Here is an 18,470-nt window from a genome sequence, read left to right on the forward strand (position 1 = left end):
ATATTATACATTTGTACCTACAACAGTTGTATATGAAAGAATTGGAAGACATCTTATTAACCACATCCGAAATACCTTTGGCAAAAAAGACCGTTTTGAATATTTCCTATACAGGCAACGTTATTCGCGACAGTATTTCGAACACTCTTAAGCCTTCGGATATTTCCATTGAACAGTTTAATGTCCTCCGAATTTTACGGGGACAAAAAGGCAAAGCCACCAACCTACAGGACATTCAAAGACGAATGGTCAGCAAAATGAGCAATACGACCAGATTGGTAGACAAGCTCATATTAAAGGGGTTTGTAGAGCGTTTTATATGTAAAAAAAACCGTCGGAAAGTTGAAATTTTCATAACCCCACAAGGTTTAGAATTTCTAAAGGAAATAGATCCTTTGGTGGCAGAAGCTGAAACGGACATTACCTCCCCTTTGTCTGAAGAAGAACTCAAAACTCTAAATAATTTATTAACAAAACTCAGAAATTAAAACCATTAATTAATTACACTTTTAAAACAAATTTTATGAATAGTACACTAATTTTAGCCATGGCTTTTACAGCCAGTTCCTTTATCACTTCAATCGAAAAAAAAGTAGATGTTGACAACAGTAAAATAACCTGGAAAGGCCATAAGGTAACCGGAGAGCATGATGGATACATCATTCTACAAAAGGGAGCTCTTCAGTTTGATGACAAAAATCAGTTGACAGGTGGAACATTTGTCATGGATATGACCACTCTAACTGTAACAGATCTTGAAGGCGAAATGAAAGGCAAACTTGAAGGACATCTAAAATCAGATGATTTTTTCAGCACAGACAAGCATACTGAAGCAAAATTTGTAATCACGAATGTTTCTGGAAAAGATGGTAAGTACAAAGTAACGGGAGACCTGACTATTAAAGGCATTACCAACCCTAACACTTTTGATATGATTATTTCTGGAAATACCGCTAAGGCTGACCTTAAAGTAGATCGTACCAAATATGATATAAAATTTAGATCAGCAAGTTTCTTTGACAACCTTAAAGACAAAGCTATTTATGATAATTTTGATCTCCATGTAAATCTTAAATTTTAATCTGAAATTTTATTGAGTATCATATTCAAGTAAACAGAATCCTGCTTTTATTTTTCCGGAAGCAGGATTTTTTTTTATTTTTTTCCTAAATTATTTGTAAACTAAATATTGATTTCTATATTTGACAAAACAAATTTATGTACACAACTTTAAATCATACTTGGTGGTGGAACTTTTCGAAACAACATTCGTGAAGTAATGCTATAGTATATTTAATTCTAATATAACAAAGGCTTGTCATTCACGACAAGCCTTTTTTTTTACAAAAAATCAATGAAAACCTACAATCTATACACTCATCACAAGAAAATACTCGCAGACACGATCACGCCCGTGAGCATTTATTTAAAAATTAGGGATAAATTTCCCAACAGTATTCTTTTGGAAAGTAGTGATTACCGCGCCAATGACAATAGTTTTTCTTATATCTGCTGCAATCCTATTGCTTCTATCAAAGTAAAAAACGAAGTTATTACAGAGAACTTCCCTGATAAGAGTCAAACGCGCCATCCAATTTCTCCGAAAACCAATGTGGCGGATGTTATCCACAACTTCACAAAACGTTTTAAAACAGATTCTGAGGATAAATTCAAGTTTATCAATAATGGCATTTTTGGATATATTGCCTATGATGCCGTGCGTTATTTTGAAGATGTAGACATCTCAAAAAAAGAAGGTCATCAAGATATTCCAGACATTTACTATGCAGTGTATCAAAACATTATCGCCATTAATCATTTCAAAAACGAAGCTTATGTATTTGCACATTGTTTTGACACCGAAAATAATATTGATGAAATCTTACAGCTGATCAAATCGAAAAATTTTGCAGCCTTTAACTTTTCGACAAATGGTGACACGTCCTCCAATTTAACCGACGACGAATATAAGGAGAATGTCATCCTCGCAAAAAAACACTGTGCCCGGGGGGATGTGTTTCAACTTGTACTGTCAAAAAAGTTCTCACAGCAATTCAAAGGTGACGAATTCAATGTGTATCGCGCCTTGCGAAGCATCAACCCCTCTCCTTACCTATTCTATTTTGATTACGGCGATTTCAAAATTTTTGGAAGTTCGCCAGAAGCACAATTGGTCATCAATAAGGATAAGGCTGAAATCCATCCAATTGCAGGAACTTTTAAACGCACTGGTAACGACGAAAAAGATGCTGAACTCGCCAAAAAACTATCAATTGACGATAAAGAAAATGCCGAACACGTCATGCTTGTAGATTTGGCCAGAAACGATTTGAGTCGCCATGGAAGTCAAGTAACCGTCGAAAAGTATAGAGAAGTCCAATTCTTTTCACACGTAATTCATTTGGTGAGCAAGGTTACAGGTAAAAAGCATACTGATACCACCACCATGCAAATGGTCGCCGATACCTTTCCTGCAGGAACCTTAAGTGGTGCACCGAAGCATAAAGCCATGCAGCTTATCGAAAAATACGAAAAAACAAGTCGCGACTTTTACGGTGGCGCCATAGGATTTATGGATTTTCAAGGCAACTTCAACCACGCCATAATGATTCGGACATTTTTGAGCAAAAATCATCAATTACATTGGCAAGCCGGTGCAGGATTGGTTTCTAAGTCTAACCCTGACGATGAATTACAGGAAGTATATAATAAGTTGGGCGCATTGACCAAGGCGATTGAAATGGCGAAGGAGATTTAAGAGAATAAACAAGGTTTGAATACTAACCTGCAAGGTTTCAAAAACCTTGTAGGTCTAAAAAGAAAAAAGTATTTAGCATCAGATCTGACACCTTTCAGGTTTTAAAAGCCTGACAGGTCTCAAACAAAAAGAATTAACATTTAACACTGAGATCCCCGCTTTCGCGGGGAAAGATTATGAAAATATTAGTTATAGACAATTACGACAGTTTCACATATAATCTCGTCCATTATCTTGAAGATTTGGGCTGTGAGGTCACCGTCCGACGCAACGATCAACTCACTCTTGAAGAGGTAGATGCCTTTGAGAAAATAGTACTATCGCCAGGACCAGGTCTTCCTGATGAGGCTGGATTATTAAAAGCCATTATCAAAACTTACGCTCCCACAAAAAGTATTTTGGGCGTTTGTTTAGGCCAACAAGCTATTGGTGAAGTTTTTGGTGGTAGTTTGATCAATCTCGACACGGTTTATCATGGTGTCGCCACAAAAGTCACTAGTTGCGTTACCGACGAATCGCTTTTTAACGGATTGGACAAAACCATTGAAGTTGGTCGTTACCACTCTTGGGTGGTGGACCCTAACTTACCCGAGGTATTGGAAGCCACTTCCTTTGATGAAAACGGACAAGTGATGTCTTTGCGTCATAAAATATACGATTTAAAAGGGGTACAATTCCATCCAGAATCGGTGTTGACACCGGATGGGAAAAAGATATTGGAGAATTGGATCCAAATTCCTGCGCAGGCAGGAATCTTATAGATAAATTGATAAGGTGAAAATGGTGATATAAAATATAAAATAATAGATTCATCTTTCCCAAAAAACAAAAATTAAGATTAACAAAATAAAATCCCCACTTTCGTGGGTAATGAATATGAAACACATACTCAACAGACTCATCAACCAGGAAAGCATCTCCAGCGAAGAAGCCAAACAGGTCTTGGTCAACATATCCAAAGGAACCTATAATCAGAGCCAGATTGCATCTTTCCTAACCGTTTATATGATGCGAAGTATTACCATTGAAGAATTGCAAGGTTTTAGGGATGCGCTTTTAGAACTTTGCTTGCACGTGGATTTGGCTGAATATAATGGTATCGATTTATGTGGTACTGGCGGCGACGGCAAAGACACCTTTAATATTTCAACCTTGGCATCATTTGTCACTGCAGGTGCAGGCATCAATGTTACCAAACACGGCAACTATGGCGTTTCTTCGGCTTGTGGTTCGTCAAATGTCATGGAATATCTGGGTATTAGATTCACCTCGGATATTGATTTCCTTAAACGATCCTTGGACGAAGCCGGTATTTGCGTGTTGCACGCCCCACTCTTTCATCCAGCGATGAAAAATGTGGCACCCATCCGAAAGGATTTGGCCGTAAAAACCTTTTTTAATATGTTGGGACCAATGGTGAATCCGGCATTTCCAAAAAACCAGTTGGTAGGCGTTTTTAATTTGGAGTTGCTTAGAATGTATAGCTACCTCTACCAAAATACGGATATCAACTATACCATCCTCCATGCTTTGGATGGTTATGATGAAATCTCATTGACTGGACCGACCAAAGTAATTCGAAACACTACAGAAACCATGATTTCACCAGAATTTTTTGGATTAAACACCTTAAACCAAAGCGAAATCTATGGTGGTGATTCTGTAGCCTCATCAGCTAATATTTTCACACAAATATTAGATGGACAAGGTAGCGAAGCACAAAACAACGTAGTATGCGCCAATGCAGCTATGGCCATTGCGACCGTGACCAAAAAATCGGCAGAAGATAGTTTTGGAATGGCAAAAGACGCTTTATTGAGCGGAAAAGCAAAGGAGAAATTTGAAAGATTGGTTGAAATAAGTAAAGTATAGTCTACAGTGGACAGTCTGTAGTCGGCAGTTGTACAGGCAACAGACAAAAAAATTAAACATTTTTTAAATGAATATTTTAGACCAAATAGTTATTGATAAACGCAAAGAAGTTGATTTAAGAAGATCACTCATTCCTACTTCGCAATTGGAACAATCAGTTTTGTTTGAAAGAGATACGGTTTCACTTACTAAAAGTTTGAAGAACAGCGCTTCAGGTATTATTGCTGAACACAAACGTCGGTCACCCTCGAAATCCATCATAAATCAAAACCTAAATGTGTTCGACGTAGCACAAGGTTATGAATCGGCTGGAGTTTGCGGAATGTCAGTTCTAACCGACGCGAAATATTTTGGAGGCTCTTTGGACGATTTATTGTTGGCAAAAGCGAGTTGCAATTTGCCTTTATTGAGAAAGGAATTTATCATCCATCCGTACCAAATATTGGAAGCAAAAGCTTATGGCGCAGACGTCATTTTGCTCATCGCATCCATTTTATCCAAAGTGGAAATTAAGAAGCTCTCAGAACTGGCGAAAAGCTTAAATCTGGAAGTACTGTTGGAAATTCATAATGAAGAAGAATTGCACAAATCGGTGATGCCAAGCTTGGATATGATGGGCGTCAACAACAGAAATTTAAAAACTTTCGAGGTCAGCTTGGATACTAGCAAGCATTTGAGCACGTTAATTCCAGATGATTTTATAAAAATATCAGAAAGTGGCATCAGCAGCATTGAATCTATTAAAGAATTACATCCCTACGGTTATCAAGGTTTTTTAATTGGAGAAAACTTTATGAAAACGGACAACGCTGGAGAAAGTGCTAAATCATTTATCAAAAACCTGATTTAAAAAGTAAAATGAGTACCGACAATGACCTAAATAAAACGAATCAAACTCCCTCTTTATCGGAGAAGATTGGATTAAAACTCAAAGTCTGCGGCATGAAATATTCCGACAATATTGGTGATATTGCCATGCTTCAACCTGATTATCTCGGATTTATATTCTATGAAAAGTCCAGCCGATTTTTCAGAGGCACCATTCCAGAGTTGCCTTCAAGCATTAAAAAAGTAGGGGTTTTTGTGGATGCAATGATTGAGAACATTATTGAAAAGGTTGAAAAATATGATTTAGATCTGGTTCAATTGCATGGGAAGGAATCTCCGGAATTTTGTAAAGAACTACATGGTCTTCTTACAAAGGTAGATCGAACTGAGAATGCTGAGATTCCTGCCTTCGCAGGAATTGTGAAGGTGTTCTCAATCAAAGACCATTTCAATTTTGACGAATTGATACCTTACGAATCGGTGTGTGATTACTTTTTGTTTGACACCAAAGGTAAACTCCCTGGAGGAAACGGTTACACATTCAATTGGGAAGCTCTAAAAGATTACCCATCCACCAAACCTTATTTTTTAAGTGGCGGGATTGGTTCGGAGGAAACTGATAAGGTATCTAAATTCCTGAGAAGGCAGGAATCCGAATATTGCCATGCCATCGACGTCAACAGTAAATTTGAAATTGAACCTGGATTGAAGGATTCGAAAAAATTGGAAGTATTTAAAAAAAGGATTAACAAGTTTGATAAAATCAATTGAACTTAAAAACATGAGATTCCTAACAGTGTGGGAATGAAAAATAAAATAACAAGTTTAAAGAATTTGATTGAACTTATAAACATGAGATTCCTGCCTTCGCAGGAATGTGAAATAAATTAATTGGCATAGCCAGACCTGACGGTCCCGATAGCTATCGGGACTGTCAGGTCTTTTAAAAATGAGATTCCCGCCTTCGCGGGAATGTAGAATATGACATACAACATCAACGAAAAAGGGTATTACGGCGAATTTGGTGGGGCATACATCCCAGAAATGCTCTATCCCAATGTAGAAGAATTACGCCAAAACTATCTCAGAGTCATGGCAGAACCTGAATTCCAAGAAGAATTCAATGCGCTGCTAAAAGATTATGTAGGACGCCCTTCCCCGCTCTATTTTGCGAAGCGATTAAGCGAGAAGTACGATACCAAAATTTATTTAAAACGCGAAGACCTCAACCATACCGGTGCACACAAGATCAACAATACCATTGGTCAGATTTTGATGGCGAAACGTCTCGGCAAAAACCGCATCATTGCCGAAACTGGCGCTGGTCAACATGGCGTGGCTACGGCAACAGTCTGCGCGCTGATGGGCTTGGAATGTATTGTGTATATGGGGGAAATTGACATTGCCCGTCAAGCGCCCAACGTGGCGCGGATGAAAATGTTGGGCGCTACCGTTGTTCCCGCACTTTCGGGTAGTCGCACCTTAAAAGATGCCACTAATGAAGCCATTCGTGATTGGATCAACAATCCAGTGGATACGCATTATATTATCGGCAGCGTGGTTGGCCCACATCCCTATCCAGATATGGTAGCCCGTTTTCAAGCGATAGTTTCCGAAGAAATCCAATGGCAACTTAAAGAAAAAGAAGGCACCACAAAACCCGATTATGTTGTAGCATGCGTAGGCGGCGGTAGTAATGCTGCAGGTGCGTTTTATCACTTTTTGGACGATACGGAAGTCAAACTCATTGCGGTGGAAGCTGCTGGAAAAGGGGTACATTCTGGAGAGAGCGCAGCTACATCAGTTTTAGGAAAAGAGGGCATCATTCACGGCAGTAAAACACTATTGATGCAAACGCCTGACGGACAGATTACGGAACCTTACAGTATTTCGGCAGGTCTGGATTATCCAGGAGTAGGGCCAATGCACGCGCATTTGTACAAAAGTGGTCGAGCCGAATTTATTGCGATTACCGATGATGATGCCATGATCGCCGGACTGGAATTGTGCAAAAAAGAAGGTATTATCCCCGCTATTGAAAGTTCACATGCCTTGGCGGTTTTTGAACATAAAAAGTTTCAACCTGATGATGTCGTTGTAGTTAGTTTGTCAGGCCGTGGTGACAAGGATTTGGAGACTTATATAAAGCATTTTAAATTATAAGATTAACAAAACCTCACAGGTTTTGGAAACCTGTGAGGTTTATAGGAATAAAAAACCTTGTCTACGAAAGAAGAAGAATTAAAGAGGTATTATTATATAAGAAGAGATTCCCTCCCGATAGCTATCGGGATCGTGGGAATAGAGTTTAACTAAAAAATATTCCCGCCTTCGCGGGAAGTAAGCATGAACAGAATCAATCAGAAATTACAAGAAAACAGTAACGAAAAGTTACTTTCCATATACTTTACCGCAGGATATCCAAACCTCAACGATACGGCGACTATTATTCAAGATTTAGAAAAAAGTGGCGTCGGCATGATCGAAATCGGATTGCCATTTAGCGATCCTTTGGCGGACGGTCCAACTATTCAAGCAAGTTCTACCCAAGCTTTAAAAAATGGTATGACAACTGAAGTGCTTTTCGACCAACTTAAGGACATCAGGAAAACAGTCAACATTCCATTAGTCATAATGGGCTATTTTAATCCGATATTGCAATATGGGGTAGCAGCTTTTTGCAAGAAATGTAAGGAGATTGGTATTGACGGACTGATTATTCCTGACCTACCGGTTGATGTTTATAATGATCATTACAAATCCATCTTCGAACAATATGATATCATCAACGTGTTTCTGATTACACCGCAGACTTCTGGAGACCGCGTTCGATTCATCGACTCCATTTCAAAAGGCTTTATTTATATGGTCAGCAGAGCCAGCGTTACCGGAAGCAGCTCTGGTTTTGGAAATACACAAACGGATTATTTCAAGCGTATTGCCAACATGAACCTTAAAAACCCTCAAGTTATTGGCTTTGGTATTTCTGATCATGAAACTTACACCCAAGCTATAAAATACGCCAAAGGCGCGATTATTGGAAGTGCATTTATCAAGAATCTTTCAAAAAATGGCGTAGATAATACAGAGCATTTTATACATTCCATTCTAAATTAAAAATTATATTTGACCCTTAACCAACCTTTAAAATTTAATTTATGAAATGGTATTTAAAAGTAATCAGAGACAACTACGCAAATTTCAATGGACGGGCAAGGCGCCAAGAATATTGGATGTTTGTTTTATTTAATTTCCTCTTTGCCATTGGCATTGTCATGATTTCCGGCACATTGGCAGGCATGACAGACGTTCCGGCATTTATAGGACTCTATTTTATTTACATCATAGCCATAATAATACCAAGTTTGGCGGTGGCAGTGCGCAGATTGCATGATATTAATAAAAGTGGGTGGTTTTATTTAGTTGGTCTAATTCCTATTATTGGAGGTATTTGGTTAATTGTACTTTTGGCCACTGAAGGTGATAGAGGTCCTAATCAATACGGTCCAGACCCAAAAAGCGTCAGTAATTTGGAAATTGACGAAATTGGGACGGTATCGTAGTAACTTCGATAACCTTTTAACAGTTCAAAATATTGTCGATCTAATAAATAAAATGATCTTTTTAAATCGCGGCCCGTCAGGCCTGGCTTTAACAAACTGCACGGATGTTTTATGATACTTTTAATATAATTTCATTCTGTTTTCATTAACTTTTCGATAATTGAAAAAGAAATAAAATAGTCATGGGAATTATAAAAGACAATAAAAAGTTTAAAAGAACAACTGAACAAAAACATCCAACGAATCCAACTGGAAAAACTGAAATGGATAGTAATCAATTTGATATCGATAAAAAAACGATCAAAGATCAAAAATCGAAAAAATGATTCGGTGATACATCTATAAAAGAAACCTATTCTTATCTTTAACGAATAGGTTTCTTTTTGGTTGAACACCATCATAAATAGCTTAAAACCCGGAAATGGGAGCTAACATAAATTTAAAAAACCATTAATCCCAATATGCCTTTAAACATTGTATTGATAGAACCTGAAATCCCTAATAACACAGGTAATATTGGCAGATTAGCTTTAGCCTCTGGGTCACATTTGCACTTAGTCAAACCTTTCGGGTTTGAGATCACCAATTCTCGCCTCAAACGCGCAGGATTGGATTATTGGCCACACGTAAACATTAGTACCTACGAAAATACAACAGAGTTTTTTGATGCACATATTGGCGCTAAAATGGTATTTCTATCAAGTCATGGTGATAAGGACTATTGGGATATTCCATTTGAAGATGACCTGTTCTTGATATTCGGCAAAGAATCGGTAGGCTTGTCTAAGGCTATCCTTGAAGTCCATAAGGAACATTTGTACAAAATTCCGCTGCTCAGTAAACATGTACGCAGTTTAAACCTTGCCAATGCCGTGGCCATTGTCGCCTATGAAGGAATCAAGGCTTTGAAATAAAACAAAATAAATGAAGTAGAGCACCAATTCAACTTTATAAAAAACCAACCCACATTGAATCATAACATGGAAGAGATTGAAAACATTGAATTAAAATATTTAAACCCGGAAGATTACCAGGAATTAAAGGAAGCTATGATTGCTTCATACACCACCATGCCTGATGCATTTTGGCAAGAACATCAGATAAAAAAACTGACCAAAGAATTTCCAGAAGGACAAGTGGTCATTAAAATCAATGATCAAATTGCAGGTTGTGCCTTGAGCATTATTGTAGATTATGAAAAATTTGATGACAATCACACCTATAAGGACATTACAGGGAACTATACATTTAGCACTCATACCAATGAAGGCGATGTTCTTTATGGTATTGACGTATTCATTAAACCTGAATATAGAGGACTGCGTTTGGGACGTCGACTTTATGATTACCGCAAGGAATTATGTGAGCGCTTAAATTTAAGAGGTTTGGCCTTTGGGGGCCGAATACCTAATTATCATAAATATTCAGATACCCTTACACCCAAAGAATATATTGATAAAGTAAGACGCAAGGAAATCCACGATCCGGTCTTAAACTTTCAAATCTCCAACGACTTTCACCCGACTCGTATTTTAAAGAATTATCTTGAGGGTGATGCCTCCTCTCAGGATTATGCCGTACTATTGGAATGGAGCAATATCTACTACGAGAAAAAATCCAAAAAAGCTACAACCATCAAGAAGGTTGTGCGTCTCGGATTGGTGCAATGGCAAATGCGATTGTATAAGGACATGGACGAAATGATGCAACAAGCAGAATTCTTTATCGATTCAGTTTCGGGGTATCGAAGTGATTTCGCTCTTTTTCCAGAGTTTTTCAATGCTCCGTTGATGGCTGAAAACAATCATTTATCGACACCTGAAGCTGTCAGGGAATTGGCCAAACATACAGCAGAAATGGTACAGCGTTTTTCCAAACTAGCCATTTCCTACAACATCAATATCATTACCGGAAGTATGCCCGAAATGGTGGATAACATCCTTTATAATGTAGGTTATCTATGCCGACGCGATGGTAGTACCGAGCGATTTGAAAAATTACACATCACACCGGACGAAGCCAGGATATGGGGCATGGTTGGTGGCAACAAACTTCAGGCCTTTGATACCGACTGTGGTAAAATTGGTATCCTCGTTTGCTATGATGTCGAGTTTCCTGAACTGAGCCGTATTTTGGCAGATGAAGGAATGGACATCCTATTTGTACCATTTTTGACTGATACCCAAAATGGATTTTCCCGTGTGCGCCATTGTGCACAAGCAAGGGCCATCGAAAACGAATGCTATGTTGCCATAGCGGGAAGTGTTGGCAATTTGCCAAATGTTGAAAATATGGACATTCAATATGCACAATCGGCGGTATTTACACCGTGCGATTTTGCATTCCCAACCAATGGGGTTAAAGCAGAAGCAACACAAAACGCTGAAATGATCCTCATCGCTGATGTGGATATCGATCTTTTAAGAGAACTGAACCAATTTGGAAGCGTCAGAAACTTAAAGGACAGAAGAACAGATTTATTTGAATTAAAAAAGAAGTAATTATGAACTATCATATGGTTATCAACAGTGTCAAGACTGTTGAAGAATTTACAGACGCATGGACCAATGCCGATTATATAGAACTTTTAGATCGTTTCGGATTCCCAGACGGTGAAAAATCCAAGCCTGAAGATCTAGAAGAATTGCTCTTTATGGCTATTTCAGATTTTGAAGGGCCGGAAGCTGCAGCTATTCTATTAGATTATAAATTGTCCGAGCATTTAACTGAAGGTCAAATCGAGCAAATGTCGCATGACATGATACTGGATAAAATATCTGAAGAATACAGCGATATCAGTTTGCATCATGATCTTTTCAATATCAATCAACTGCTATTTAAAGCCTATAATGGCACTTTCCCCTCCGCAAAAGCAACCATCGTTGAATTTGAAATCACTCCAAATCAAGATGTCTCAAAAGAAGTGGTCTTAAAAATTTTAGATAAGACCCTTGCAAATAACAACATCATCAAACGTTTATACGCAGACCAATTAGAGGGAAAGGAAGCCTTTGATGAAGCAGATGACATTGTATGGGAATTGAAAAATATAGGTGGGAATTCTTATATCATGACCACATCAGAATATTGGATCAGTAGGGACGAGTTTAAAGATGCAGAATTTGACGCTACGATTGCAATTTTTGAGGAGGAGGAAGATTAAGAAAAGACCGCTTCGCTGTTAGATGTTAGAATCAACCAGCCTGTCGGCAGGCAGGGAATCAAGACAGAATTCGTTAAATATTGAGGCTCCGGGTTTTTATTTTAAATCTGGAGCTTTTGTTTAGTTTCCAAAAGAGTGTTAGGATCGTTTGCTTGGACTGTACTCAAGAAAGGAATCCGTGTAATCCGTGATCCCGATAGATTCGGGACACGTCTAAAAAAGAATTTAATTAATGATTCAAAAAGTTAAAATCTTAATAAAACCCCATCAAAGCACTATATTTAACCCATTCGCATAAATCAAAAAGCATCCAAATTATTTCCTATAATGAAACACCTTTTTTTTAGTATTTTATTAATCACGATCGCCCTCAATTCTGCGGATGCGCAAACCGCCTTAAAAGAAATTTCAAAAGTGCCACTAACCTTTGGTGAGGTAGTTTCTATTGATTCCAAGATTCTATCAGAATCCAGAACGTTGAACATTTATCTACCCGATGGTTATAATACAGCTGATACTTTAAAATATCCTGTAATCTATTTATTGGACGGCAGCATGAATGAAGATTTTTTACATATTGTGGGCTTGGTCCAGTTTTTTAATTTACAGATGAACATGCCAAAAACCATAGTGGTGGGCATTGCCAATATCGATAGAAAGCGGGATTTTACTTTTCCCACAACAGATAGAAAGCTCAAAATGGATTATCCAACGACCGGAGGTTCGAGAAAATTCATCGACTTTTTAGAAAGTGAAGTACAACCCTATATTAAGGCCAATTATCCTACGACAAACCAAAAAATGCTGATAGGGCAATCTCTTGGTGGCTTGCTCGCCACAGAAATCTTATTTAAAAAACCAACACTTTTTACAGATTATATTATTGTGAGTCCGAGTTTGTGGTGGGATAACGAATCCTTACTCAAAGATGCCAGAATGTTCTTGGGTGCCCATTCTAAAATGCCGGCCAACGTGTATGTATCGGTAGGTGCTGAAGGTGAGATTATGGAGCGAGAGGCAAAAAGTTTGGCCGAGCTGCTGAAAAACTCTGGCAAACCAAATCTTAATTCTGAGTTTCTCTTTTTATCCAATGAGAATCATGCCACAATTTTACATCAAAGTGTGAATGATACTTTTAAATTGATGTTTCCATATAAAGAAAATTGACCGTTGGTCCAATTTCAAGGTTTTTTGGGGTGATTATTTAGAAATCTTTCTATTTTAGCAATTACCTCAACTTAATTTACAACTTATGAATTGGTATTTAGACGCTTTCAAAAACAAATATGCCGACTTTAGCGGACGTGCAAGACGAACAGAATATTGGATGTTCATGCTTTTTCATATCCTTACCATTTTTCTTTTGGTATTTTTGTCAGGTGCACTGAGTGAATTGCATTTGGAATCTATGGGTGTGATTTTATTGGTGGTTTATATATTGGCATCGTTTATTCCTGCTTTGGCAATAACAGTTAGGCGTCTACATGATTCTGGAAAAAGTGGTTGGTTTTATCTACTTACTTTGATTCCTTACATAGGTTCGTTTATTCTTCTGATTTTCACAGTTCAAGATAGTGAACCAATGCAGAACAAATGGGGCCCGAATCCAAAAGGACCAAATACCGATGAAATCAATGAGATTGGAAAACCAGTAGAATTTTAACGTTTATTAGCCAACATATTCAGGTACATCCGTTCCACTTTGGCACGGGCCCAAGGGGTCCGTCTTAAAAATTTCAGACTGGATTTGACCGACGGATCATCATTAAAGCACTTGATTTTAATCACCGTGCCCATATATTCCCATCCATAATGCGCCACCAGATCATTAATGATTTGCTCAAGTTTTATACCGTGTAAGGGATTGTTGGGTTGCATCTTTTGGAGGGTTTATTGTTTAGGGTTCCAGGTTTCTTGTTCAAAAATTCAATCAATGGAACGCTCACCTGCCCGTTCGTTCAGGCGGGTTACGCTGATTAGGCTGAGGTTCCCTGATTTTGTTACAATGCTAAATTAAAAAAAATAGAGACAATTCTTCTGGAATTTGCAATTTGTCTTTTGGAGTTTTTCTGTGTTTCCACGACTTTGCGAGAGAACAACCGCTAATCCTTCACCATCGCCAAGATCTTCACCGCCTTCTCAAAATGATCCAACTTATGTGTCATGATCCACCAGGTGGCAGCTTCCATCAACAATTCAGGAGTCTCATTTTTGTTGGCGAAAAATGCATAAAAAGACAAACCGACACTCGGGCCTTTCGAAGCAATCTTTGCCTCACATACCTTAATCATTTTATCTTTTAAAGTTGGAGTTAACATTTGAAAGCTCTTGTTTGTAGTTTCTTATCTTAAGTTTAGATTTTCAGGTTTCTTGTTCAAAAATTCAATCATTGGAACGCTGACCTGCCCGTTCGTTCAGACGGGTGACGCTGATTGTCCTGATATTGCCTGAATTTTCAATGCTAAATTATAAAACACACAGAGACAATTCTTCTGGAATTTGGAATTTGTCTCTTGAAATTTCAACTTGGGTTTTAAATTCAAATTCAACTTCCGCCTACGCTAATGCTTCATGCCTGGGCAAAAGCAACGAACAGGCAGGCAGTTTTAATTCCGTCTATTCCTATTTCTATTTCTTCCAGAACCAGTTCCAGAACTTGAGCTCTTGGAGGTCGATTTGTTAGCACTTGCTTTTCTATGTTGTGGTCTTCCACCTCGTCCCTGCCCTTGTTTGATAGGTTCTGTAGATGCATTCGGATCGGGTTCAAAACCTTCCACAATCTCCACAGGAATACGCTCACCTATCAACTTTTGGATATCACGAAGATAGCTTGTCTCATCCGCACTAACCAATGATATGGCCAATCCGCTAGCTCCTGCCCTTCCTGTTCTACCAATACGATGCACGTAATCTTCAGCAATATTTGGCAATTCAAAATTGACGACATGTGGCAATAAAGGAATGTCCAATCCGCGAGCAGCAATATCAGTGGCTACCAACACACGCACCGAACCTCTCTTAAATCCGTCCAAAGCCTTGGTTCTTGCACCTTGACTTTTATTACCATGAATGGCCATGGCCGTTATATTGCTGCTGATAAGTTTCTTGGTCAATTTATTAGCACCGTGTTTTGTACGTGTAAATACCAGCACTTGTTCCCAATTACCATCAGAGATCAGTTTCACAAGCAAGTCGGGTTTTAAACCTTTCGCAACTCGATAGACCTGTTGGTCAATAGCATCAACCGTAGTGTTTTCTGGAGTGGCTTCCACCAGCACAGGATGGTTAAGAATGTCATTTGCGAGTGCTTTGATATCTTTCGAAAATGTCGCCGAAAACAAAAGATTTTGGCGTTTGGCTGGCATGACTGCCATAACCTTTTTGATATCCCGCAAAAAACCCATATCCAACATACGGTCGGCTTCATCCAATACGAGAATCTCAACATTGGCGAGCGACAATAAGCGTTGGTTGTGCAAATCCAACAACCGACCTGGAGTGGCGATAAGCACATCCACACCGTTGCGAAGTGTTGCCACTTGCGGATTTTGGTTGACACCACCAAAAATAACGGTGCTTCTAATATCTAAATAAGTACTGTATTGTTTGACGTTTTGATACACCTGAGCCGCCAATTCACGGGTGGGCGTAAGCACCAAAGCCCGTACTGGACGTTTGCGCAAAGATTGTCCTTGCGACAACAACTGTAGTAATGGCAATGTAAAACCTGCTGTTTTTCCAGTGCCCGTTTGTGCCGATGCTAAAACATCTTTTCCTTCTAATATTAAGGGAATGGCTTTTTGTTGAATTGGTGAAGGCGCTGTATAGCCTTGTTTGCTGACCGCTTTGAGTAAAGCATCAGATAATCCTAATGAATTGAATGACATAAATTGTGTTTACGAAGCAAGCACTATTAATTTAGGTCACTCCTTTAAATTTTGTGCAAATGTACGGCTAAATTGGTCGTATCTACACTATGTGCGGCATAATATTGCAAAATAGACTCAATTTAAACCGTCACAAACAACCGTACCACAAGCATTGTCACAACATTACATCCACATCAAATCCATTAATTCATGTCGTCAATGACGGTGATTTTATGGGTTTGATTCGTTTTTAAAGTACTTTCTCAGTTTATTTCGACACTTGTTCGAGTCATCTTCAATGATATATAATTTTGCCGTCGGTTGCTGAAGAAATATGCAAGGTGGTCCGAAGAAAACCATTTTTAGAGCTAAAAAACGTGGTTTTACTATAGGAAATTAAAGGTGATTTTAATATTTTAGTAGATAGTAAAACGTCTTATTTATCGCATTAAACGACTTCTATTCGTAAGGAAATATTTAAGAGATGGTGATCTGTTCCACCACTAAATGCTTCAGACGGCCTTAGTTTTAATGACGACTATTTATAAGAAATTGCCAAATATTGCGATTCATGGAACATAACAAGGTAAAATTGCACAGAGTTCTAGCAGCAAGCCCTGATAAAGTGTTTAGAGCTTTTACCAATCCTGATGCCATGGCTTCTTGGTTACCACCTTATGGTTTTCTTTGTAGAGTCCACGGTATGGATGTAAAAGTTGGCGGAACCTACAGAATGTCATTTACAAATTTTACGACAGACAATAGCCATTCTTTTGGTGGTGAGTATATAGAGATCATTCCCAATGAACTATTAAAATATACCGATCAATTTGACGACCCAAATTTACCGGGAAGAATGACCACAACAATTAAATTAAAAAAGGTGTCATGCGGAACGCAACTATTTATTTCACAAGAAGGAATACCTGATGCTATACCTACGGAAATGTGCTATTTAGGCTGGCAGGAATCATTGGATAAATTAAAACGATTGGTCGAACCAAACATTCCCGATTCATAACAAGAATTAAAGTAAATACAACACCACAACATCAAAGGGCTCCATGCTATCCACTTAGCCTTTAAGTAGAACAGTTTAGACCTGTTGTAAATTTCCGCGGTGACAAAATCTCCGCGATGGTATTAAAAATCACCTACACTGACAAACTTCAATAAAATGAGGTTTTACCAAAGGATTGTGGAAGTAGTATGCAACAATGCCAAAACGAAACCTTTTCGCGATGATCAAACCAGGGGCTACTCTTCAGATCGTGAATGTGAACTTATAACTTGATTAAGAGACAACGAGTTGGCAATAAAAGACATAAATATTTTTCATATATAAAACGTACACCTTCACCTATCATCTAAATATCTCTACAGAAAGAAAACTAAACCAACAAAAAATACACAAATACAAATAATCCATGCAAGCTAAAAAACCAACTACCATAGACTCATATATTGCTGATTTCCCAATAGAAACGCAAGCCATTTTGGAGAAAATCAGAACGACGATTAAGAAAATTGCGCCTGATGCCGACGAAACAATAAGTTATGGCATTCCAACCTTTAAACAAAACGAGGCTATATTGGTTCATTTTGCAGGATTCAAAAATCACATTGGTTTTTATGCCACACCAACAGGACACGAAAAATTTAAAAAAGAATTAGCGAACTATAAACAAGGAAAAGGTTCGGTTCAATTTTCATTAATTCAACAAATTCCTTATGATTTAATTGAACGAATTGTAAAATTCAGAGTAAAGGAGAACAAGCAAAAAATTAAAAAATAAATTATGGCACGCATTAATCCCCATATCAACTTTAATGGAAATGCCGAAGAAGCATTTACATTTTATAGATCAGTGTTTGGTGGCGAATTTGAAGCAATTATACGCTTCAAAGATATACCCAGTCCTGAATTCCCAATTACAGAAAAAGAGTCAAACAAAATAATGCACATTGCACTACCTATTGGCAATAGCACTTTGATGGCTAATGATGTTCCTGAAATTATGGGACAAGTCAATGAAAATGAGAATAGATCGAAAATTTTCATCAATACTCAGAGTCGAGAAGAAGCAGATAAATTATTCAACGGACTTTCAGCAGGAGGCCTTATTGAAGTCCCCATTACCAACTGTCCCTGGGGTTCCTACTATGGAATGTTTAGAGATAAATTTGGGATTGAATGGATGGTAGATTTTAAATCAAAATGAAACGGACATAATAAACGTTAAACCTTAAAATCAAGAACTCAAAATTTTACAATTCACATATACTATATTAACCTGAGTTCGATTAAAAAAGCACGAGTTGATCTGTTTTTACGGTATGATATTTAATACTTGGCTTTTTTGGCAAGAAACTATAGGCAATCAGTCCTGTGATGATATTTACCAAAAAGTTCCCGA

The 18,470-nt window shown here is 38.0% G+C and carries 22 protein-coding genes and 1 pseudogene; 19 read left to right on the forward strand and 4 right to left on the reverse strand.

Features of this window, described 5'->3' with window-relative positions; genetic code table 11:
- Window positions 1–32 precede the first annotated feature (32 nt).
- The 16 genes from G6N06_RS14270 to G6N06_RS14340 all read left to right on the forward strand — a co-directional run bounded on the left by G6N06_RS14270 (window position 33) and on the right by G6N06_RS14340 (window position 13,847).
- On the forward strand, window positions 33–488 hold the full coding sequence (locus G6N06_RS14270) for a MarR family winged helix-turn-helix transcriptional regulator (RefSeq protein WP_163517463.1): 456 nt from the start codon (window positions 33–35) through the stop codon (window positions 486–488).
- 35 nt (window positions 489–523) lie between these two features.
- Window positions 524–1,081 carry a YceI family protein gene (locus tag G6N06_RS14275; RefSeq protein ID WP_163517464.1) on the forward strand — a complete coding sequence of 186 codons (558 nt, stop codon included), beginning with the start codon at window positions 524–526 and terminating at the stop codon, window positions 1,079–1,081.
- Window positions 1,082–1,354: 273 nt separating this feature from the next.
- A complete protein-coding gene (locus tag G6N06_RS14280; RefSeq protein ID WP_163517465.1) occupies window positions 1,355–2,758 on the forward strand; it encodes an anthranilate synthase component I family protein in 1,404 nt (467 codons plus the stop codon).
- A gap of 176 nt (window positions 2,759–2,934) precedes the next feature.
- The gene (locus G6N06_RS14285) at window positions 2,935–3,519 is read left to right on the forward strand and encodes an anthranilate synthase component II (RefSeq protein WP_284046802.1); all 585 of its coding nucleotides are present in this window, start codon (window positions 2,935–2,937) and stop codon (window positions 3,517–3,519) included.
- A gap of 115 nt (window positions 3,520–3,634) precedes the next feature.
- Window positions 3,635–4,630 carry an anthranilate phosphoribosyltransferase gene (gene trpD / locus G6N06_RS14290; RefSeq protein WP_163517466.1) on the forward strand — a complete coding sequence of 332 codons (996 nt, stop codon included), beginning with the start codon at window positions 3,635–3,637 and terminating at the stop codon, window positions 4,628–4,630.
- A 67-nt stretch (window positions 4,631–4,697) separates the two neighbouring features.
- Entirely contained in the window at window positions 4,698–5,480 is a 783-nt protein-coding gene (gene trpC / locus G6N06_RS14295; protein ID WP_163517467.1) for an indole-3-glycerol phosphate synthase TrpC, read from the forward strand.
- A 92-nt stretch (window positions 5,481–5,572) separates the two neighbouring features.
- Window positions 5,573–6,229 (forward strand): phosphoribosylanthranilate isomerase, encoded by a 657-nt coding sequence (locus tag G6N06_RS14300; RefSeq protein ID WP_163517468.1) that lies wholly within the window; start codon window positions 5,573–5,575, stop codon window positions 6,227–6,229.
- A gap of 210 nt (window positions 6,230–6,439) precedes the next feature.
- Window positions 6,440–7,621 (forward strand): tryptophan synthase subunit beta, encoded by a 1,182-nt coding sequence (gene trpB, locus G6N06_RS14305; protein ID WP_163517469.1) that lies wholly within the window; start codon window positions 6,440–6,442, stop codon window positions 7,619–7,621.
- 183 nt (window positions 7,622–7,804) lie between these two features.
- Window positions 7,805–8,575, forward strand: coding sequence for a tryptophan synthase subunit alpha (gene trpA, locus G6N06_RS14310; protein ID WP_163517470.1), 771 nt, complete (start codon window positions 7,805–7,807; stop codon window positions 8,573–8,575).
- Between the two features lie 41 nt (window positions 8,576–8,616).
- Window positions 8,617–9,021, forward strand: a complete 405-nt coding sequence (locus G6N06_RS14315; protein ID WP_163517471.1) for a DUF805 domain-containing protein — start codon at window positions 8,617–8,619, stop codon at window positions 9,019–9,021.
- 182 nt (window positions 9,022–9,203) lie between these two features.
- On the forward strand, window positions 9,204–9,347 hold the full coding sequence (locus G6N06_RS19745; protein ID WP_205334780.1) for a hypothetical protein: 144 nt from the start codon (window positions 9,204–9,206) through the stop codon (window positions 9,345–9,347).
- A 135-nt stretch (window positions 9,348–9,482) separates the two neighbouring features.
- Complete coding sequence (locus G6N06_RS14320) at window positions 9,483–9,935, forward strand: tRNA (cytidine(34)-2'-O)-methyltransferase (protein WP_163517472.1); 453 nt, start codon at window positions 9,483–9,485, stop codon at window positions 9,933–9,935.
- A gap of 66 nt (window positions 9,936–10,001) precedes the next feature.
- Entirely contained in the window at window positions 10,002–11,522 is a 1,521-nt protein-coding gene (locus G6N06_RS14325) for a carbon-nitrogen hydrolase family protein (RefSeq protein ID WP_163517489.1), read from the forward strand.
- A gap of 2 nt (window positions 11,523–11,524) precedes the next feature.
- The gene (locus G6N06_RS14330; RefSeq protein ID WP_163517473.1) at window positions 11,525–12,184 is read left to right on the forward strand and encodes a hypothetical protein; all 660 of its coding nucleotides are present in this window, start codon (window positions 11,525–11,527) and stop codon (window positions 12,182–12,184) included.
- Window positions 12,185–12,511: 327 nt separating this feature from the next.
- A complete protein-coding gene (locus G6N06_RS14335) occupies window positions 12,512–13,351 on the forward strand; it encodes an alpha/beta hydrolase (RefSeq protein WP_163517474.1) in 840 nt (279 codons plus the stop codon).
- An 85-nt stretch (window positions 13,352–13,436) separates the two neighbouring features.
- The gene (locus tag G6N06_RS14340) at window positions 13,437–13,847 is read left to right on the forward strand and encodes a DUF805 domain-containing protein (protein WP_163517475.1); all 411 of its coding nucleotides are present in this window, start codon (window positions 13,437–13,439) and stop codon (window positions 13,845–13,847) included.
- Here G6N06_RS14340 and G6N06_RS14345 read toward each other — a convergent pair.
- From G6N06_RS14345 to G6N06_RS14355, 3 genes are all read right to left on the reverse strand, one after another.
- The gene (locus G6N06_RS14345) at window positions 13,844–14,062 is read right to left on the reverse strand and encodes a VF530 family protein (RefSeq protein WP_163517476.1); all 219 of its coding nucleotides are present in this window, start codon (window positions 14,060–14,062) and stop codon (window positions 13,844–13,846) included. The two genes, G6N06_RS14340 and G6N06_RS14345, sit on opposite strands and share 4 nt — an antisense overlap.
- A 224-nt stretch (window positions 14,063–14,286) precedes the next feature.
- Window positions 14,287–14,475: a DUF6500 family protein gene (locus G6N06_RS14350; RefSeq protein WP_240338076.1), complete on the reverse strand. Its 189-nt coding sequence runs from the start codon at window positions 14,473–14,475 to the stop codon at window positions 14,287–14,289.
- 315 nt (window positions 14,476–14,790) lie between these two features.
- On the reverse strand, window positions 14,791–16,071 hold the full coding sequence (locus G6N06_RS14355; RefSeq protein ID WP_163517478.1) for a DEAD/DEAH box helicase: 1,281 nt from the start codon (window positions 16,069–16,071) through the stop codon (window positions 14,791–14,793).
- Window positions 16,072–16,624: 553 nt separating this feature from the next.
- Between G6N06_RS14355 and G6N06_RS14360 the strand changes: the two genes are divergently transcribed.
- From G6N06_RS14360 to G6N06_RS14370, 3 genes are all read left to right on the forward strand, one after another.
- Window positions 16,625–17,074: an SRPBCC family protein gene (locus G6N06_RS14360; protein WP_163517479.1), complete on the forward strand. Its 450-nt coding sequence runs from the start codon at window positions 16,625–16,627 to the stop codon at window positions 17,072–17,074.
- A 406-nt stretch (window positions 17,075–17,480) separates the two neighbouring features.
- On the forward strand, window positions 17,481–17,849 hold the full coding sequence (locus G6N06_RS14365; RefSeq protein WP_163517480.1) for an iron chaperone: 369 nt from the start codon (window positions 17,481–17,483) through the stop codon (window positions 17,847–17,849).
- A 3-nt stretch (window positions 17,850–17,852) separates the two neighbouring features.
- Entirely contained in the window at window positions 17,853–18,275 is a 423-nt protein-coding gene (locus tag G6N06_RS14370; protein ID WP_163517481.1) for a VOC family protein, read from the forward strand.
- An 82-nt stretch (window positions 18,276–18,357) separates the two neighbouring features.
- On the opposite strand, the pseudogene G6N06_RS20175 reads toward G6N06_RS14370, so the two are convergent.
- Window positions 18,358–18,470: pseudogene (locus G6N06_RS20175) on the reverse strand (IS982 family transposase); the annotation flags it as partial.

It is taken from the genome of Gelidibacter japonicus (assembly GCF_010725055.1).
Classification (GTDB): Bacteria; Bacteroidota; Bacteroidia; order Flavobacteriales; family Flavobacteriaceae; genus Gelidibacter; species Gelidibacter japonicus.

Coding starts and splice junctions, on each gene's coding strand:
- G6N06_RS14270 (WP_163517463.1), top strand. CDS start 33: ATGAAAGAATTGGAAGACATCTTATTAACCACATCCGAAATACCTTTG.
- G6N06_RS14275 (WP_163517464.1), top strand. CDS start 524: ATGAATAGTACACTAATTTTAGCCATGGCTTTTACAGCCAGTTCCTTT.
- G6N06_RS14280 (WP_163517465.1), top strand. CDS start 1,355: ATGAAAACCTACAATCTATACACTCATCACAAGAAAATACTCGCAGAC.
- G6N06_RS14285 (WP_284046802.1), top strand. CDS start 2,935: ATGAAAATATTAGTTATAGACAATTACGACAGTTTCACATATAATCTC.
- trpD (WP_163517466.1), top strand. CDS start 3,635: ATGAAACACATACTCAACAGACTCATCAACCAGGAAAGCATCTCCAGC.
- trpC (WP_163517467.1), top strand. CDS start 4,698: ATGAATATTTTAGACCAAATAGTTATTGATAAACGCAAAGAAGTTGAT.
- G6N06_RS14300 (WP_163517468.1), top strand. CDS start 5,573: ATGAAATATTCCGACAATATTGGTGATATTGCCATGCTTCAACCTGAT.
- trpB (WP_163517469.1), top strand. CDS start 6,440: ATGACATACAACATCAACGAAAAAGGGTATTACGGCGAATTTGGTGGG.
- trpA (WP_163517470.1), top strand. CDS start 7,805: ATGAACAGAATCAATCAGAAATTACAAGAAAACAGTAACGAAAAGTTA.
- G6N06_RS14315 (WP_163517471.1), top strand. CDS start 8,617: ATGAAATGGTATTTAAAAGTAATCAGAGACAACTACGCAAATTTCAAT.
- G6N06_RS19745 (WP_205334780.1), top strand. CDS start 9,204: ATGGGAATTATAAAAGACAATAAAAAGTTTAAAAGAACAACTGAACAA.
- G6N06_RS14320 (WP_163517472.1), top strand. CDS start 9,483: ATGCCTTTAAACATTGTATTGATAGAACCTGAAATCCCTAATAACACA.
- G6N06_RS14325 (WP_163517489.1), top strand. CDS start 10,002: ATGGAAGAGATTGAAAACATTGAATTAAAATATTTAAACCCGGAAGAT.
- G6N06_RS14330 (WP_163517473.1), top strand. CDS start 11,525: ATGAACTATCATATGGTTATCAACAGTGTCAAGACTGTTGAAGAATTT.
- G6N06_RS14335 (WP_163517474.1), top strand. CDS start 12,512: ATGAAACACCTTTTTTTTAGTATTTTATTAATCACGATCGCCCTCAAT.
- G6N06_RS14340 (WP_163517475.1), top strand. CDS start 13,437: ATGAATTGGTATTTAGACGCTTTCAAAAACAAATATGCCGACTTTAGC.
- G6N06_RS14345 (WP_163517476.1), bottom strand. CDS start 14,062: ATGCAACCCAACAATCCCTTACACGGTATAAAACTTGAGCAAATCATT.
- G6N06_RS14350 (WP_240338076.1), bottom strand. CDS start 14,475: ATGATTAAGGTATGTGAGGCAAAGATTGCTTCGAAAGGCCCGAGTGTC.
- G6N06_RS14355 (WP_163517478.1), bottom strand. CDS start 16,071: ATGTCATTCAATTCATTAGGATTATCTGATGCTTTACTCAAAGCGGTC.
- G6N06_RS14360 (WP_163517479.1), top strand. CDS start 16,625: ATGGAACATAACAAGGTAAAATTGCACAGAGTTCTAGCAGCAAGCCCT.
- G6N06_RS14365 (WP_163517480.1), top strand. CDS start 17,481: ATGCAAGCTAAAAAACCAACTACCATAGACTCATATATTGCTGATTTC.
- G6N06_RS14370 (WP_163517481.1), top strand. CDS start 17,853: ATGGCACGCATTAATCCCCATATCAACTTTAATGGAAATGCCGAAGAA.